14 protein-coding genes are annotated in these 14,254 nt (G+C 45.9%); 10 read left to right on the top strand and 4 right to left on the bottom strand.

Going from position 1 to position 14,254, the window contains the following annotated elements; genetic code table 11:
* Positions 1–258: 258 nt before the first annotated feature.
* Both QUA01_RS12740 and QUA01_RS12735 read left to right on the top strand, forming a co-directional pair.
* On the top strand, positions 259–639 hold the full coding sequence (locus tag QUA01_RS12740; protein WP_333086931.1) for an endonuclease domain-containing protein: 381 nt from the start codon (positions 259–261) through the stop codon (positions 637–639).
* 128 nt (positions 640–767) lie between these two features.
* The gene (locus tag QUA01_RS12735) at positions 768–1,511 is read left to right on the top strand and encodes an HAD family hydrolase (RefSeq protein WP_333086930.1); all 744 of its coding nucleotides are present in this window, start codon (positions 768–770) and stop codon (positions 1,509–1,511) included.
* Between the two features lie 256 nt (positions 1,512–1,767).
* On the opposite strand, the gene QUA01_RS12730 is transcribed toward QUA01_RS12735, so the two are convergent.
* Both QUA01_RS12730 and tsaD read right to left on the bottom strand, forming a co-directional pair.
* Positions 1,768–2,259, bottom strand: coding sequence for a GNAT family N-acetyltransferase (locus tag QUA01_RS12730; protein ID WP_333086928.1), 492 nt, complete (start codon positions 2,257–2,259; stop codon positions 1,768–1,770).
* A 287-nt stretch (positions 2,260–2,546) separates the two neighbouring features.
* A complete protein-coding gene (tsaD, locus tag QUA01_RS12725) occupies positions 2,547–3,617 on the bottom strand; it encodes a tRNA (adenosine(37)-N6)-threonylcarbamoyltransferase complex transferase subunit TsaD (RefSeq protein ID WP_333086927.1) in 1,071 nt (356 codons plus the stop codon).
* Positions 3,618–3,958: 341 nt separating this feature from the next.
* Between tsaD and QUA01_RS12720 the strand changes: the two genes are divergently transcribed.
* From QUA01_RS12720 to cutA, 7 genes are all read left to right on the top strand, one after another.
* Entirely contained in the window at positions 3,959–4,447 is a 489-nt protein-coding gene (locus QUA01_RS12720) for a Photosystem I reaction center subunit III (RefSeq protein WP_194012451.1), read from the top strand.
* A 116-nt stretch (positions 4,448–4,563) separates the two neighbouring features.
* Positions 4,564–4,692, top strand: coding sequence for a photosystem I reaction center subunit IX (gene psaJ, locus QUA01_RS12715; RefSeq protein WP_193971956.1), 129 nt, complete (start codon positions 4,564–4,566; stop codon positions 4,690–4,692).
* Positions 4,693–5,107: 415 nt separating this feature from the next.
* Entirely contained in the window at positions 5,108–5,920 is an 813-nt protein-coding gene (locus QUA01_RS12710; RefSeq protein WP_333086925.1) for a carbon-nitrogen hydrolase family protein, read from the top strand.
* Between the two features lie 446 nt (positions 5,921–6,366).
* Positions 6,367–6,885 (top strand): acetolactate synthase small subunit, encoded by a 519-nt coding sequence (gene ilvN / locus QUA01_RS12705; protein ID WP_333086924.1) that lies wholly within the window; start codon positions 6,367–6,369, stop codon positions 6,883–6,885.
* A gap of 482 nt (positions 6,886–7,367) precedes the next feature.
* On the top strand, positions 7,368–9,878 hold the full coding sequence (locus QUA01_RS12700; RefSeq protein ID WP_333086923.1) for a VIT domain-containing protein: 2,511 nt from the start codon (positions 7,368–7,370) through the stop codon (positions 9,876–9,878).
* Between the two features lie 250 nt (positions 9,879–10,128).
* Complete coding sequence (locus QUA01_RS12695; protein WP_194065796.1) at positions 10,129–11,019, top strand: pentapeptide repeat-containing protein; 891 nt, start codon at positions 10,129–10,131, stop codon at positions 11,017–11,019.
* 424 nt (positions 11,020–11,443) lie between these two features.
* The gene (gene cutA, locus QUA01_RS12690) at positions 11,444–11,776 is read left to right on the top strand and encodes a divalent-cation tolerance protein CutA (protein ID WP_333086921.1); all 333 of its coding nucleotides are present in this window, start codon (positions 11,444–11,446) and stop codon (positions 11,774–11,776) included.
* A gap of 55 nt (positions 11,777–11,831) precedes the next feature.
* On the opposite strand, the gene QUA01_RS12685 is transcribed toward cutA, so the two are convergent.
* Positions 11,832–12,371, bottom strand: a complete 540-nt coding sequence (locus tag QUA01_RS12685; protein WP_333086920.1) for a DUF2231 domain-containing protein — start codon at positions 12,369–12,371, stop codon at positions 11,832–11,834.
* A gap of 51 nt (positions 12,372–12,422) precedes the next feature.
* Positions 12,423–12,701, bottom strand: coding sequence for a hypothetical protein (locus tag QUA01_RS12680; RefSeq protein WP_333086919.1), 279 nt, complete (start codon positions 12,699–12,701; stop codon positions 12,423–12,425).
* 319 nt (positions 12,702–13,020) lie between these two features.
* On the opposite strand from QUA01_RS12680, the gene QUA01_RS12675 reads away from it, so the two are divergent.
* Positions 13,021–14,220 carry an NAD(P)/FAD-dependent oxidoreductase gene (locus tag QUA01_RS12675; RefSeq protein ID WP_333086918.1) on the top strand — a complete coding sequence of 400 codons (1,200 nt, stop codon included), beginning with the start codon at positions 13,021–13,023 and terminating at the stop codon, positions 14,218–14,220.
* Positions 14,221–14,254: the final 34 nt, after the last annotated feature.

Raw genomic sequence — 14,254 nt, 5'->3', positions numbered from 1 at the left:
TTTTTACTGATGATATTTGAGATAAAAATTAGCGGCTTCAACTCTTGTCCCCCCCTTCTTAAGGGGGGTTAGGGGGGATCTCCGGATCGAGAAAAGGAGAATTACGACCAAATACGGTTTACTTAATATATTTATGCCCCGGAGATCCCCCTCGCATCCCCCTTAAGAAGGGGAGTAGGGGTTGACTTTAAGAGCATTCTTGTTCCCCCTTTCTTAAGGGGGGTTAGGGGGGATCTCCGGATCGATAAAAGGAGAATTATGACCAAATTAAACGACTCCAATTTCCACCTACCTTACAACCAAAAACTTATCCCAATCGCCCAGGAACTTCGGAAAAATCCAACTCCAGCCGAAAAAAAACTTTGGCAAAATTGTCTAAGAAATTTCCCTTTTCGAGTTTTGAGGCAGCGACCGATAGACAATTTTATTGTGGATTTTTATTGTGTTGTTTTAAGATTGGTAATTGAGGTAGATGGGGAAAGTCATTTTACGGAACAGGGGAAACAACATGATGCAGAAAGAACAGGGATTTTAGAGGGGTATGGACTCAAATTTGTCAGGTTGACGAATGTTGATGTGTTGCAGTATTGTGAAGGAGTTTGTCAGGAGTTGTTGGCGGAGTGCGATCGTAATAGTTAGGGCCTAGATCCCCCCTAACCCCCCTTAAGAAGGGGGGGACAAGAGTATCATTGCGCTCAAAACAATTGCCAAAAACAGCACAACATGAGACAATACAAAAAAATATAGAAATTTCGGAGTTATGATTCTTGGTAAGTATTAAATGTCGGGACATTACCTTCTCAAATATTCAAGCCATAATCTTTGACAAAGACGGCACTCTAGAGGATTCTCAGGAGTTTTTGAGACTTTTGGGGCTTAAGCGATCGCGCCTCGCAGATGCTCAAATTCCCGGCGTTGGAGAGCCTTTACAAATGGCTTTCGGCATCGAAAGCGGCAGCATTGACCCCACGGGTTTGCTAGCAGTGGGCAGTCGCAGAGAAAATGAGATTGTGGCGGCGGGATACATTGCGGAAACTGGCAGGGGATGGTTGGAATCTTTAACTATTGCGGGCCGCGCTTTTAATGAAGCGGACGAAATGTTTAAAAATGCGTCATCTTCTCCTATGTTTGTCGGCAGTTTGGAAGTGCTGAAATCTCTTTCCGAAGCTGGTTTAAAACTGGGAATTTTGTCTGCTGCTACGACGGCGGCGGTGCAGAAATTCGTGAAAACCCATGAATTAAGCGATTGGATTCAGTTAGAAATGGGTGTGGATTCGACGGAACTTAATAAACCAAATCCGAGATTGTTTTTGCAAGCTTGCGAACAACTGGGAGTAAATCCTGCAGCGACTTTGATGGTGGGAGATTCAACGGGTGATATTCAGATGGGTCAGAATGCGGGGGCGGCTGGCTGTATCGGGATTTGTTGGGGAAATGCCGAGGTTAGTCATTTGGAAAAGGCTGATGTGGCGATCGCATCTTTGGATGAAATCATAATTGTAGCAGATTGAGCAACAATCGTATCACTAAGGCTGGTTTGGCTTGGAAAAATATGGCGCTACCGCCTAATCTAGATCCCCCCTAACCCCCCTTAAAAAGGGGGGGACAAGAAATAATATTCAAAGTCCATCTTAAAAAGGAGGAGAAAAAAGAGCATTCAAATTCCCCCTTCTTAAGGGGGATTTAGGGGGATCTAGACTAAGCTATAAGCGAGAGATACAAAGGTTTTTAATCTTAATTTTACACCAATTGGCAATGCTTAACTCCCTACAAACAACGCAAACCGAGAATTACGATATCCCTTTCAACCCCATCAAGTTCGGTGACTTGCGGCAGATATCCCCACTGCTGAAAGCCAAATTTCTCGAACAATCTTAAACTCGGCCGATTGTGGGCAAAAATCATACCTATCAGGTTTTTAAGTTGCAATTCGGGACTCCGCAGGATTGCCGATTGCAATAATTTTTGTCCAATTCCGCAGCGTTGGCGATCGGGCGAGACGTAGAGGCTAACTTCTGCTGTATGCTGATAGGCGGCGCGTCCGTAGAAAAGCTGAAAACTCAGCCAGCCCACAATATTTTGTTCGGATTCCATTACCCAAATCGGCCAGGAATTGGGAGAATGTTCTCTGTACCACGCGAGGCGACTTTCTACTGAAACTGGTTCTAAATCTGCTGTGGACAGTCTGCCCGGTATTGCTGCGTTATATATTTGAACAATTGCTGGTAAATCGCTTTCTACTGCGGATCTGATTTTCATAGTTTGGTTGACTGTTAGTTGTTATTTGTTATTTATTATTTGTTAGGTGTTGACTGTTGGCTGTTGGCTGTTGACTGTTAGTTGTTGACTGTTAGTTGTTGACTGTTAGTTGTTGACTGTTGACAGTTGGCTGTTAGCTTTTGGCTGTTAGCTGTTGACTGTTGGCTGTAAGCTGTGGACTGTTGGCTGTTAGCTGTTGGCTGTTAACCAATAACAACTAACCAATAACAACTAACCAATAACAACTAACCAATAACAGTCAACAGTCAACAGTCAACAGTCCACAGTCAACTGCTGTACAATTGCATGATATTGCTGACAGCCATGCGCGAATTTGCTCCTAAATTCAGCGGTGATGTGTGTCCTCGCTGCAAGTGTTCTGCTGCGGCACAGCCGATCATTGCTGCGTTGTCTGTACAATATTTTAATGGGGGAAACAATACTCGCAATTTGTGTTTGGTTGCTGCTATTTGTAAGTGTTTTCGCAGTCCGCTGTTTGCTGCAACTCCGCCGCCTACTACTATAGTGCTGAGCCCGAAATCTAGCGCGCAGCCGATCGCTCTTTTTGTTAAACTCTTAGCTACTGTTTCCTGAAAACTCGCCGCAATATCATTAATTGTAGAGTCAGCTAAAATGCCTTCGCCACCGGTATTAATATCTTGTTTTTTAAGTTTCTGCACTAATTGCAAAACTGCTGTTTTCAACCCGCTAAAGCTACTATCGTAGGGATGGTAGCCGCCTCCCGGCATCGAAATTCTGCCTTCTGGTAGGGGGTATGCTTGGGGATTGCCAAGGGCTGCTAATTGGTCAATTACCGGCCCGCCTGGATATCCTAGCTGCAAAAGTCGGGCGACTTTATCAAAAGCTTCACCGGCCGCATCGTCGCGTGTTTGTCCTACTGTTTCGTAAACGCCGCAATCTTTGACGTAAATCAAGCTAGTGTGTCCCCCGGAAACTAACAAGCACAAAAATGGTGGCTGCAAGTCGGGTTCGGTAAGGTAAGAAGCGTAGATGTGTCCTTCGAGGTGGTGGACACCTAAAAAAGGTTTTTGGTGGACTATTGCTAAGGTTTTGGCTGCTGTGAGCCCGACTAACAATGCACCTACTAAACCGGGTGCACAAGTGGCTGCAATGCCGTCAATTTCTGACCAACTCAGGTTGGCTTCACTCAAACATTGGGCAATTACCTGATTTAGCATTTCTAGGTGACTGCGCGAAGCTACTTCGGGCACTACTCCACCATACTGCTGGTGGATTTTAATTTGTGATGCTACAACATTGCTGCAAACTTGACGATTCTTAACAATTGCTGCTGCTGTTTCGTCACAACTTGTTTCGATCGCGAAAATGGTTGCCATTAACTGGTAATTTTATTTGATAGGTTAGCTATTGCTAGCTTAACTAATTCGGCGCAACTCCCCCGCTATACTTGTACTCAGGTTATAGCTCCTAGGAGCATCTGCCTGTCCTGTGGACAGATGCGGGCGATCGAGAAGTGATGCAAGCTGTGGAATATCCTTGCGGTATTGCTAGCTCTCACGCTGACTGATAAAATGCGAATCCCTGATTGTATTGGGTTTTCCCGCATCAATGATGGAGATTTTACACTCTCAGCAAGTGCGGTAATTTAGATTCGCGATCGGCAAGTTGAAATGCTTGTAAAAAAACTTATTGTTTTGTAACAAAGGGAAACAATTTCATGCGACGATTGTTTGCTGCAATTTTAGTGGTTAGTCTGTGGTTCAGTTTTGCTCCAGTTGCTTCGGCTTACAATTTAGTGCCGTGCAAAGACTCTCCCGCATTCCAAGAACTTGCTAAAAATGCGCGTTCTACAAATGGCGATCCAGCATCTGCGAAAGCGCGATTCGAGCGTTATTCTGCCGAGATGTGCGGCCCGGAAGGATACCCGCACTTAATCGTAGACGGCAATTTGAGTTTCGCTGGCGACTTTTTGATTCCCAGCGTCCTGTTCTTGTATATTGCTGGTTGGATTGGTTGGGTGGGCCGCGCTTACCTGCAAGCAGCCAAAAAATCATCAACTCCCGAGGAAAAAGAGATTATTATCGACGTTCCTTTGGCAATTAGCTGTATGCTGAGCGGTGTTTTGTGGCCTCTGGCGGCTGTCAAAGAAATCACCACCGGTGAAATGTTTGCTAAGGACGACGAAATTACTGTTTCCCCCCGCTAAAATTGGGAAATGGATCGGCGCTAATAGCTAGTAGTTAACCAATTGCACTGCAAATTAGCGCAATTAGCGGTAGACCGACAATTACCACCTGTCTCAAATTTTCAGGAGCAGAATTCATGCAATATTTTGTCAAGTTTCTTTCGACAGCACCAGTATTGGCAATCCTCTGGATCTCAATTCAAGCTGCGGGTTTGATTGAATTTAACCGCTTTTTCCCAGACTTGCTTTTCCATCCGCTACCGTAAGATTTGAGCGAAATTAGATCGCCAAACCTAGGGGAAAATAGTTGAGAGTTTTGAGTTTTGAGTTTTGAATTAAATGTGAATTGAAATTTCAAACATCAAAACTCTCAAAGCCGGTTGGTTAAAGGCCACCCGCGCGGGGAAAATCTCCGGCTTGGTAAAAAGTATTTTTTGTTTGAGTGCGAGGTGTTGCGGCAACGGTTAGACTCGCTGGCGGGGAAAACTCCAGATTGCAACACCTCGCACTACAAAAGCACTCCAAAGAGAGGCTTCCCCCGCGCCAGTGGGAAAAAGCCAAAATTTTCAACTATCTAGTTACCACATTAGTTTCTCAAGTTTCTGATAACTAATGACTAATGACTGATGACAGATGACTATTGACTAATGACTATTGACTATTGACTAATATTGTGAATCGATGAAGTCTTATCTCGCCGCAGCAATTCAAATGACTAGCTTGCCTGACCTGGAAAAAAATTTGGTTCAGGCAGAGGAATTAATCGACCTAGCAGTACGTCGGGGTGCGGAATTAATTTCCTTACCAGAAAACTTCTCCTTTATGGGAGAAGAAGAGGATAAAATTGCTCAAGCAGAGGCGATCGGACTCCAAAGCGAAAAATTCCTCAAAACTATGGCCCTGCGCTTCCAGGTAACGATTCTGGGTGGCGGGTTTCCGGTGCCGACCGAGAGCGGGAAGGTATACAATACTTGTTTGCTGGTAGACCCAAACGGCAAGGAGTTGGCAAGGTACAAAAAAGTACATTTATTTGATGTGAATGTACCAGATGGCATTACTTACAGGGAATCAAACACGGTGAAAGCTGGTGAAGATTGGCCGCAGGTTTATGTGTCGCCGGAGTTGGGGACGCTGGGACTTTCTGTGTGCTATGACGTGCGGTTCCCGGAAATGTACAGGTATTTGTCGCACAAGGGTGCTGATGTTTTGTTCGTGCCGGCAGCTTTTACGGCTTACACGGGTAAGGATCACTGGAAGGTTTTGCTGCAAGCTAGGGCGATCGAAAATACTTGTTACGCGATCGCCCCGGCACAGACTGGACGCCACTACGGCCGCCGTCAAACTCACGGTCACGCGATGATTGTAGACCCTTGGGGTGTGGTTTTGGCGGACGCGGGAGAAGAACCGGGTGTGGCGATTGCAGAGATTAATCCCGATCGGCTAGAACAAGTCCGCCGCCAAATGCCATCGCTGCAACACCGGGTTTTTCTGTAAATTTCTTGCCTAAATCTTTGATGCGATCCGGTGAACAGCAGATGTAAAGCAGATCGACACAGATGATTTCAACAAGAGCGAGTTAATGAATGCAACAAATCTTGTGAGTTAGGGTTTCTTGGTACTTGCCAATTTTGTCACCAATTGGTGTCAAAATTTCAGTCTGTACCAGGCACCAAACCTCAATAATTTTTATTCGACCGATGAATTGTGTACGTTCGTACACAAAAAAACTTAGTTATTGTAGAGTGCGATTCTGGCCGATGGTGACGGCGACAGACTAAGAAATTTTTCCCTCGATCGCACTCTAAAGTCGTGTTAGCTACAAACAAACGCTAACCGATGCTGGCGGCACACCCTACAAACTCAACCGGTGCGCCACCACAGCATCCTACCGCGCACTTTCTGCAACAGATATTCAGACTAATTTAATAGTTTTAGGAGAAATGAAACACACTCTTTCGGTTTTAGTTGAAGATGAAGCGGGTGTCCTCACTCGAATTGCTGGTTTGTTTGCCCGTCGGGGTTTTAATATTGAAAGTCTGGCCGTCGGCCCGGCGGAGCAAGTGGGAGTGTCTCGGATTACGATGGTTGTACCGGGAGACGATCAGGTGATCGAACAGTTGACCAAACAACTGTACAAGTTGATTAATGTGCTCAAAGTTCAGGATATAACGGAAATTCCCTGTGTGGAACGGGAGTTGATGTTGCTGAAAGTTAATGCCGCTAGCGGGACGCGATCGGAGATCATTGAGTTAGCTCAGATTTTTAGAGCGCGAGTGGTGGATATTGGTGATGATACGCTGACTTTGGAAGTTGTCGGAGATCCGGGTAAAATGGTGGCGATCGTCCAAGTTCTGAATAAATTTGGGATTAAGGAAATTGCTCGGACTGGAAAAATTGCCCTGACGCGGGAGTCGGGGGTAAATACGGAGTTTCTCAAGTCTTTGGAAGCGAAAGTTTAAGCAGTCAAGCCTGAAGATACGAGATGTAACGGATCTAATATCAAATCCGGTAGCATCGGAATTATATAGTGCTGTCCCCCCCGAGCGAAGTCGATGTTCGGGGGGGACAGCATTATCAATAATTTACATATAAAATCCATTTGATATCTATTCTGCGTAAATCTCAGAAACCGGGTTGATCTCTATATTTCTCGTCACCCAACCCAAAAACTCAAAGATGTCAAATGGGTTCTATATAGCCTTTCTCCAAAAAGTGAGAAGTCAGTCGATTTTAGATTGAGGGATTTTAGATTTTAGATTTTAGATTGGGCGAGGGAGGGATTGAGGAATCGATCTGTCAATACCTCATCTTGATGAGAACTGCTTTATGTAAATGCAAAACACAGATTCCCTCACTGTTTCCAGAAAGGTAACTCAGGAACGTTTCGCCAATGCTAAGGTCATGGTAGACAGAGCACCTCAAGTCTGATGATAAATACGCTATGAAGTTTGTCTGCGTTCTGTCCCCTCAACAATTGCTTTCTGCTGGTATCGCATTGTTTGCTGCGATCCTCTTCGAGGGCTTCGCTAACGAGTGCGGCGTGTGGCTAGCTCCAAACGCGGCTCAAGCCAACGCCTTGGGGCCAAATTACTCACCTCTGTCGCCGAAAATCCTTGCTAGTAACGATGTTGGTTGCAAGGTGGAAGCCCGATCGCCCGAAACTCGCTGTCATGTAGGCGGTTTGTTCGTCAAAACTCAAAATACCGCCCGAGAACAAGTTTTTCCTCTCAAAAGAACCGAAGTTAAAGCCAAAATTGCCGGCAACATCTCCCGCGTCGAAGTTGTTCAGAAGTTTGAAAATCCTTTTCCCGAATCTTTAGAAGCTGTTTATGTCTTTCCTTTACCCGACGAAGCGGCGGTGGATGACATGGAAATTAAAATCGGCGATCGCATTATTAAAGGTGATATCAAACGGCGCGATGAAGCTTTGGAAATTTACCAAAAAGCTCGCCAAGAAGGCCGGACTGCGGGTTTGTTGGAACAAGAACGCGATAATATTTTTACTCAGTCTCTGGCTAATATCAAACCGGGAGAAAAAATTGAAGTTAGGATTCGCTACACCGAAAGTCTCAAGTTTGTCGGTGGCGATTACGAATTTGTGTTTCCCACGGTGGTTGGGCCGCGCTACGTTTCGCGAAATACGACCGATCCCGATCGCATTAACCCGCCTGTTTTGACTCCCGGAACGCGATCGGGTCACGATATCGCTGTGGAGGTAGAAATAGATGCCGGAGTGGCGATCGGCGATGTCCGCTCTACTTCCCATCAAATTACCACTGACCGCAGCGCCAATATTGTTCGCGTCAAATTAGCTGACTCTGACACAATTCCCAATAAAGATTTAATTCTGCGCTATCGAGTAGCAGGCGAAAATACTCGCGCCACAGTCCTGACTCAATCCGACCAGCGGGGCGGTCATTTTGCTACTTATTTGATTCCCGCCTTAAACTACAAAACCAATGAAATTGTACCGAAAGATGTCGTATTTTTGATGGATACTTCCGGTTCCCAGCAGGGCGAACCGCTGGCAAAATCTAAGGAGTTGATGCGTCGCTTCATTCAAGGGCTAAATCCCAAGGATACTTTTACTATTATTGATTTTGCCAACACTGCGAAAGCGCTTTCAACAACTCCTTTAGCGAATACAGAAGCTAATCGACAAATGGCAATTAAGTATATCGATGCTTTGCAGGCTAACGGCGGCACAGAACTGCTCAACGGCATTCAAACTGTGATGAAGTTTCCAGCGACAAAAACAGGAACTCTGCGGAGTATTGTACTGATTACTGACGGTTATATTGGTAATGAAAATGAAGTTCTCGCCCAGGTGCAGCAGAGTCTGAAACCGGGAAATCGACTTTATAGTTTTGGTGTGGGCAGTTCGGTGAATCGGTTTTTGCTCAACCGTTTGGCAGAAGTGGGAAGAGGTACTTCTCAAGTAGTTCGTCAAGATGAACCGTCAGCACCGGCTGCTGAAAAGTTTTTTCGCCAAATTAATAATCCGGTATTGACTAATATTCAAGTTAGTTGGGAAGGAATGGGGGAAAAACCAGAGATTTATCCGATCGCCCCGCCAGACTTATTTACCAGTCAACCGCTGGTTTTGTTTGGCAAAAAGAACGATCGGGCTAACGGCAAACTTCGCATCCGCGGCACTCAAGCCGGCGGCAAAGTTTACGAGCAGATTTTACCTGTGAATTTTGCTCCCGAATCGGGGCGACAGCGGGAGTCAACTTCAGTCGCAGCAAGTGTTACAGATTTTGGTAATCCGGCGGTGGCTCAACTTTGGGGGCGATCGCGCATTAAAGGTTTAATGAATCAAATGTTTGGCGGCGAGACTAAATCTCTGGTGGAAGCTGTGACTAATACTGCTCTGACTTATCACTTGCTATCGGAATACACGGCTTTGGTGGCGGTGAGCGAAGAAGTGCGAGTCGATCCAGATGGATCGCGCCGTCGCGTGCAAGTGCCTGTAGAATTGCCGCAGGGTGTCAGCTATGAAGGTATTTTTGATGCCCAGAAGGACGAGCAAACTAGGGGCAGGGTTCGCAGTATGACCCCGACTCGGAGCCCGCTACCGGTGAGTCCAGCTCCTGGTGTCGCGCGGCTAGCCCCTTACGCCGAACCAGCACCGCCGCCGCCGCCCGCGCCGAAGCCTTTGACTTCTCGCTTGCAAGTAGTCAGTGCCCAAGGCTTGGATGCCGCGAGTCGCGCTGCTTTGACTCAATACTTGCAATCTGTTAATCTCCCGGCGGGAGTTAGCGGTGAGACGGTGTGGGAGTTTTCTGTACAAAACGGCCGCGTACAGAAAGTGGCGATAGACTCTGGAAGCTCTACCCTGAAAGCAACAGACGCTCTAGAGACTCTCAAGAAAGCCTTGATTTCCTGGCAACCGCCGGCAGGGTTCCAGGGTACGGTGCGCCTGAATTTGCGGATTAATCCCGATCGTTAAGGAATGACTATCTATGTCAAGGAACATTAACTTTTAAGTCAAAAGTACCGAAATGGCGATCGCTACTGTGAGAACAATATAAAATCTTTATTAAGAGATTGTGTTTGAACAGAAACTGGTGTTATGGGAAGTTATAAAGTTTGAGGCAAACGCTAAAACAGTCTAATTTCTGACACAGTTCCATTTCTGAAACAACCTCCTAATTAAGATTTCTCGATCGCCCCCCCAATCAGAGAAGGTATCACGCCCTATGGAAGTTAGCGAACTGCTCAACAATTACGAAAAAGGAGAAAGAGACTTTGCTGGAGCCGATTTGCGCGGTGCGAACCTCAGCGGAGCCATCTTAATCGGAGTCAACCTTTCGGGCGCTAATCTTTCCGGGGCGAACCTCAGCAGAGCATTTCTCACCAAAGCAACGCTCAAAGGCGCACAAATGCACAGAACAAATCTGAGTTTTGCCAAAATGGGCGAAACCAAACTCTCCGGCGCAGATTTGACAAAAGCTAATTTGAGCGGAGCTTTTTTGGTAAAAGCAAAATTGCCTAGAGCTAAATTAAGCGGCGCAAATTTAAGCGGCGCAAACCTGCGGAGTGCTGTATTGTGGAATGCCAATTTGTGCAGCGCCGACTTGCAATTAGTTAACTTCCTGGGCGCGAATCTGACGGGAGCTAATTTTAAATGGGCAAACCTTTACGGTGCAAAGCTCAACAGTGCAAAACTTTTTGGAGCTCAACTAACCGGAGTCAGTCTGCGGCGAGCGCAGTTGACAGGAGTGAATCTTTGCGGTGCAGATTTGAGCGGCGTTAATGTCAGCGAAGCTAAACTGATGGGAGCTAATTTGGAAGGCTCGAATTTGGCGGGAGCAAATTTCAGTGCGGCTCAGTTGCGAGGCGTTAAATTGGCTGGTGCAAACTTAACTGGGGCTAAGTTTAAGGGAAGTTGTTTGATCGGAGCAAATCTGAATTGGACAAAGCTGTGTCAAACTGATTTGATGGCAGCAGATTTGAGCGAGGCGACTTTAATCGGAGCTAATTTAGACAGTGCTTTGTTGGCGGGAGCTATTTTGCCGGAATCTACTAGGCGCTACTTTTCCTTAGCTGGGGCTTGCAGAATCAATTCTTGGGAAGTTGCGGCAATTTAAAATAATTAGTTAGTAGTTATTGGTTATTGGTTATTGGGAATTGGGAATTGGGAATTGGGAATTGGGAATTGGGAATTGGGAATTGGGAATGTCTAAGGATCGAAAACTTAATAAATTAAACACCTCCTACAGTCCTCTCTCCCGTAAGTTGCCAGATAAAAGGAGGCTCTTCCTCGCCCCAGAAGCATTACCAGGCTCTTCCTGGTAACTAGCGATCGCTTAAGTTATTAAATTTTCATTCCTAAGCTATTGCGGTATTTAAATTAATTGTATGTTAAAAAAAGGATCGAACAATGAGTCAGGTGTCCCGCTAGCCCTGAATATACAATGTTTATTTGCGCGACAGCTTACCGTTTTCCTGCTAGAAAATGCGATCGGGCTTTTCTATTCAAATTAATTATTTAATCTCAAAACTTAAATCGTTATGACAGTTAATTTTGGAGTGGTACTGGTAACAGCAGGCTCGGAAGCCGAGGCCGAGAATATCGCTAAATCTCTCGTCGAAAACAAGCTGGCTGCTTGTGTGAGTTTGTCGCCGATTCGCTCTGTTTATACTTGGCAAGGCGAGATTCATTCCGAGGCGGAGTGGCAGTTGGTGATTAAAACTGATTTGGCTAAATTTGAGGCTTTAAAAACAAAAATACAGGAACTCCATTCCTATGAAGTTCCCGAAATTATTGCTATTCCGATTGTCGCTGGCAGCGAGACTTATCTCCATTGGCTGCGACAATCTTTAAGTTTGGAGTCAGGACTTTAGTCCTAAATTATCCCAAAAATAGGGAATCAAGTCCCTACTACAAACGGTCTCAAACTTACAGATTTTGACTGGTAGGGCCGATGACACCGACTTTGTGACGAAAACTTAGTTCGCCGCCGAACCAGCCTGTAACGCCCAGCAAGGAAGCAACGACGACCGACAAGGCTAAACCTGTAAAGACGATCGGCTCAGCCGGATTTCCCTGTCGCAACAGCAGGTTAATCAGCGAAAGTACGAGAGCCACCACATTGCCGCCCATGTGCAACCAACCGGCACTGCGATCGCGCACTCTTTTAATTCTCGTAAAATCTAAAAAGCCCGTGATTCCAGCCAAAATCCCCGCACCAAAACCGCAACCGATCAGCCAAACCGAAGCCCTCGCCCAAAACGGATCGCTTGTCAGCCAATAACCGATATCCGTGCCGGCGGCTCCGACTAAAAAGGCTACCGGAAACACGATCAGCACTGGGTGGAGGGGATGGCCCGCAACTGAAACTGTACTGGTAATCCCGGCATCGCGATACTCTGCGTCATCACTTTCGAGAATGGGCGGAATATTGGGATAAGGTGTACTATTTGTTTGATTTGTTTCCATGATTTTTACAGATAACTTTTGTACGACAAACCCGTTTTTATGGGATTGAAGTTAATCCATAATCCGATCGCCATTTTCGTCAACGCGGATCTGCCGAACTACATCAGAAATTTCCTCGGCGTCTTTGACGTGGTGCAAGGCTTTCTTTTCCCCGTCTGGTTCTTCTACGATTACATAAGTTGGAACTGTAACTGTGTCTCCCGTGATGTCTGGCACATGATCTACCGCCAGTTGCTGGGCTTTTTCTTCGATGGTTTGCGGTTTGTCGGAAATGCGATCGCCCGGATTGGCAGTGCGTTCCATATCTTTGCCCGGTTTGTCGATACTCATAAAACCTCTGTAGTATTTCTAAATTTTTTGTTGACTCTAATTCTTAATATTGAACGAAAAATGTGCCTGCGTTAACATCTCCCAAGGGGTGTAAATTGCAGTTATGCCGATCGCGCGCAGCATCTTCCTCTAGGTAGAGACTTTTGAGCTGGTTCCAAAACTTCCTAAGCTAAAATCAAAGTATTATATCAATTTCGGTTGCATCGGAATGATGTTAACAGTTAACTGTTGACTGTTAACTGTTAACTGTCAACAATGAATTTACTATTCCGATGAATAGAGGATTTGATATTATTTGTTCTTTCCCTTTAAATTACTAATGAAAAGTTACGATTGGATTGTTGTCGGCGGCGGAATCACGGGCGGAGCAGTGAGTTACGAACTCACAAAAAAAGGTTTTACGGTGCTACTTTTGGAACGAGATACTGCGATGCAAAATGCTACTCGTTTTAGTTACGGCGGCTTGGCTTATTGGTCGGGTACGACTGATTTAACTCGCCAATTATGTCAGGAAGGTATCGAACGCCACCGCAATTTATCGACTGAATTAGATGCTGATACGGAGTTTCGCGAGTTGGATTTGTTGCTGACAATTGATGCGGGAAGCGATGCCGAACAAGTGGCGGCTAATTACGCCCATTTTGCAATTCCTCCGCAGCTTTTGAGCGCTGCAGAAGCTGGTGAGTTGGAACCTTTGCTGAATAAAAGTGCGATCGCCGGAGCTCTGACTGTCCGTCACGGTCACATTTCCCCCACAGCCACAAATCAAGCTTATTGTCAAGGGTTTTTGCGGTTGGGAGGAACTATAGAATTTGCAGAAGTAATTGGGTTGATTGCAGAAGGAAATCGGATTTCGGGAGTTAAGACGGTAGGCGAAAATTATGCTTGCGAAAATGCGGTGATTTGTGCGGGAGGTTGGAGTCGAAGTTTGCTGAAGGCGGCAGGTATTTCTGCGGGAGTTTATTTTACTCGCGCTGAGATTTTGGAGACTCCACCTGTGGATTTGCAACTCAGGACTTTCGTGATGCCCGCGCTATTAAAACGTTTTGAATTGGAAGCTGAATCGAGTAAAATTGAGGTAGATTTTCTTTGGGATGAACCGGGTAAAGAGTTGCATCCGCCGATTTTAGATGCTGGTGCAATTCGGTTTAATGATGGCAGTTTGCGGATCGGGCAATTGTCTCGCACTTTGAGCGATTTGAATGCTAAAGTCGATCGCCAAACTAGCGAAAAAGCAATTCGTGCCGGTATCGGCAAGGTTTTGCCAGATGTGGCAAATTTACCTGCAACTTGGCACGATTGTATTGTAGCCTTTAGCGCCGATAATTTGCCTGTAGTGGGGCCGATTGGCGATCGCCCTGGATTGCAGGTTTTTTCGGGTTTGAGCAATCCTTTGGCTATTGTGCCCGCTTTAGCTGAGCGATTTGCAAATTGGGCGGCGGGAGAAAAAGATTGGGCGATGGCTTACGCCCCGCTACGCTACGAGCTTTTGTCTCCAGATAGATTTGCTAAAAAATGACTAATCTTAACTGTTAGTGGGTAGGGCCGGTTGA

The organism is Microcoleus sp. S36a_B3 (assembly GCF_036700745.1).
GTDB lineage: Bacteria > Cyanobacteriota > Cyanobacteriia > Cyanobacteriales > Microcoleaceae > Microcoleus.
Note: the sequence above shows the minus strand (reverse complement) of the source record. Positions and strands in the feature narration are given on the sequence as shown.

Excerpts from the sequence above, each read along its gene's own strand:
- tsaD (WP_333086927.1), bottom strand. The coding sequence starts at position 3,617 with ATGGCAACCATTTTCGCGATCGAAACAAGTTGTGACGAAACAGCAGCA.
- psaJ (WP_193971956.1), top strand. The coding sequence starts at position 4,564 with ATGCAATATTTTGTCAAGTTTCTTTCGACAGCACCAGTATTGGCAATC.
- QUA01_RS12680 (WP_333086919.1), bottom strand. The coding sequence starts at position 12,701 with ATGAGTATCGACAAACCGGGCAAAGATATGGAACGCACTGCCAATCCG.
- QUA01_RS12730 (WP_333086928.1), bottom strand. The coding sequence starts at position 2,259 with ATGAAAATCAGATCCGCAGTAGAAAGCGATTTACCAGCAATTGTTCAA.
- QUA01_RS12695 (WP_194065796.1), top strand. The coding sequence starts at position 10,129 with ATGGAAGTTAGCGAACTGCTCAACAATTACGAAAAAGGAGAAAGAGAC.
- QUA01_RS12710 (WP_333086925.1), top strand. The coding sequence starts at position 5,108 with ATGAAGTCTTATCTCGCCGCAGCAATTCAAATGACTAGCTTGCCTGAC.
- QUA01_RS12685 (WP_333086920.1), bottom strand. The coding sequence starts at position 12,371 with ATGGAAACAAATCAAACAAATAGTACACCTTATCCCAATATTCCGCCC.
- QUA01_RS12700 (WP_333086923.1), top strand. The coding sequence starts at position 7,368 with ATGAAGTTTGTCTGCGTTCTGTCCCCTCAACAATTGCTTTCTGCTGGT.
- QUA01_RS12720 (WP_194012451.1), top strand. The coding sequence starts at position 3,959 with ATGCGACGATTGTTTGCTGCAATTTTAGTGGTTAGTCTGTGGTTCAGT.
- ilvN (WP_333086924.1), top strand. The coding sequence starts at position 6,367 with ATGAAACACACTCTTTCGGTTTTAGTTGAAGATGAAGCGGGTGTCCTC.
- cutA (WP_333086921.1), top strand. The coding sequence starts at position 11,444 with ATGACAGTTAATTTTGGAGTGGTACTGGTAACAGCAGGCTCGGAAGCC.
- QUA01_RS12675 (WP_333086918.1), top strand. The coding sequence starts at position 13,021 with ATGAAAAGTTACGATTGGATTGTTGTCGGCGGCGGAATCACGGGCGGA.
- QUA01_RS12740 (WP_333086931.1), top strand. The coding sequence starts at position 259 with ATGACCAAATTAAACGACTCCAATTTCCACCTACCTTACAACCAAAAA.